This is a genomic window from Vibrio sp. Of7-15, assembly GCF_022347565.1.
In the GTDB taxonomy this organism is placed as follows: Bacteria; Pseudomonadota; Gammaproteobacteria; order Enterobacterales; family Vibrionaceae; genus NORP241.
Genome location: NZ_JAKRGH010000066.1, coordinates 1 through 2,127 on the forward strand (window position 1 = coordinate 1; position 2,127 = coordinate 2,127).

At 39.2% G+C, this 2,127-nt stretch carries 3 protein-coding genes; all 3 read left to right on the forward strand.

All coding sequences use genetic code 11. The features are described from left to right. A partial coding sequence (locus MHO82_RS25645; RefSeq protein WP_239189448.1) for a hypothetical protein occupies nt 1-856 on the forward strand: 856 nt, incomplete at its 5' end. A 4-nt stretch (nt 857-860) separates the two neighbouring features. After that, nucleotides 861-1,886 carry a hypothetical protein gene (locus MHO82_RS25650; protein WP_239189451.1) on the forward strand — a complete coding sequence of 342 codons (1,026 nt, stop codon included), beginning with the start codon at nt 861-863 and terminating at the stop codon, nt 1,884-1,886. A 1-nt stretch (nt 1,887) separates the two neighbouring features. Then, nucleotides 1,888-2,127, forward strand: a 240-nt coding sequence (locus MHO82_RS25655) for a hypothetical protein (protein ID WP_239188224.1), incomplete at its 3' end; no start/stop codon positions are given.

The following is a 2,127-nucleotide window of genomic DNA, read 5'->3' on the forward strand; positions in this document are numbered from 1 at the left end:
GTCTTTGAAGAGTTATAATCATTGGGTAGAATCTATCTTCTATCAGTTTTCAGAGCGACATCAACGTTATTTGTTAGCACGTTGTGGCGAGTATTGGAAGTCTAAAGCTGAACTTACTCTTCATGCTTTTAACAAGCAGCCTCTGGCTATTCAGTTTTTTGGGAAAAAGCTCAGTTTTAGCGCTGAACAATTAGAGTTTAATTCTCGAATTGGTTTTAGTTCGTGGCGTTTAGGGCTTGTTATATCTATTCTTGATCAAAATCAAAGTGCTTTGGACACTTTATTACGATGGCCCACTGGAGAATATAAAAATAAATCTTATGACTCAGGAGAGCGTGAATACGAGGTGGCGTTGAATCGTTTGTGCCGAGCATATTTTGAAAATGAGCAAGATCGGAATATCAGAGAGCAGTTAGCCAATGAAGCGAAACGCTGGCTTAAACCAGGAGAGGTGACAAGTTTATTTAACTCAGATGCAGAAAAGTTTTGTCTTACTCGGTATGCAGGCCCTGTATTGCTTATCTGTAATCTTTGGGGGTTAGATTCTCTGTCGTTAGATGAGCGGGTTAAATACGCCATTGAGCAGTACTATTTGTTCTTTTCTGAGTATTTACCCACTAATGCAGGACGGGAAACTGGGGATAATTCCCTTGATTTGTGTGATCCTGCAAGCTATTTAACCTTATTGCCGCTAGGTTTATTGGCTTTACATTATCAAAGAACAGGGGAAACACCGAGTTTTGACTCTCCTTATACATCGCTAAGGTTAATTCAAGGCGAAGGCCCAACACGAGAGGAAGTGCTGGCTAATCCACCACCGTTTACGTTAGAAGCCATCATGGGTACTTCGGTGTAACAATATGAATATTTTTAAACACCATAGAGATAAATTTCACCAAGGATTAGAAGAAGACTTGGAAATAAAAGAAGAGTTCTATCAAGATCGACTATATGATCTGGAAGACACTCAGCTTTCTTTAGAGAGAAGCCTTCGATTAGGCAAGTTTCAAAGTCATGTAGAAACATATTCATTGAATAGCTGTGAACATTGGGTAAATTCAATTTTTTATCAATTTTCAGAGCAGCATCAACGTTATTTGTTAGCACGCTGCGGTGAGTATTGGAAATCTCGAGCTGAACTTACTCTTTATGCTTTTAACAATCAGTCTCTGGCTATTCAGTTTTTTGGGAAACAACTCAACTTTAGCGCCGAACAATTAGAGTTTAATTCTCGAATTGGCTTTCGTTCGTGGCGTTTAGGGCTTGTTATATCTATTCTTGATCAAAATCAAAATGTTTTGGACACTTTACTAAACTGGCCTACTGGAGAGTATAAAAATAAACCTTACGATTCTGGAGGGCGCGAATATGAGGTGGCGTTGAATCGTTTGTTTCGAGCGTACTTTGAAAATGAGCAAGATCGGAATATCAGGGAGCAGTTAGCCAATGAAGCGAAACGTTGGCTTAAACTAGGTGAGGTGACAAGTGTCTTTAATTCAGATGCAGAAAAGTTTTTTCTTACTCGGAATGCAGGTCCTATACTGCTTATTTGTAATCTTTGGGGGCTAGATTCTCTGTCGTTAGATGAGCGAGTTAAATACGCCATTGAGCAGTACTATTTGTTCTTTTCTGAGTATTTGCCCACTAATGCAGAGCGGGAAACTGGGGATAATTCCCTTGATTTGTGTGATCCCGACAGCTATTTAACATTATTGCCGTTAGGTTTATTGGCTTTACATTATCAAAGAACAGGGGAAACACCGAGTTTTGACTCTCCTTATACACCGCTAAGGTTAATTAAAGGCGAAGGCCCGACACGAGAAGAAGTGTTGGCTAACCCACCACCGTTTACGTTAGAAGCGATCATGGGTACTTCGGTGCAATAATATGAATATTTTTAAACACCATAGAGATAAATTTCACCAAGGGTTAGAAGAAGATTTAGAAATAAAAGAGGAGTTCTATCAAGATCGATTATATGATCTGGAAGATGCTCAACTTTCTCTAGAAAGAAGCCTTCGACTAGGCAAGTTTCAAAGGCATGTAGGTGTGCAGTCTTTGAAGAGTTATAATCATTGGGTAGAATCTATCTTCTATCAGTTTTCAGAGCGACATCAACGTTATTTG

Bases quoted from the DNA above. Each gene is read 5' to 3' on its own strand.
- MHO82_RS25650 (WP_239189451.1), top strand. From the start codon at position 861: ATGAATATTTTTAAACACCATAGAGATAAATTTCACCAAGGATTAGAA.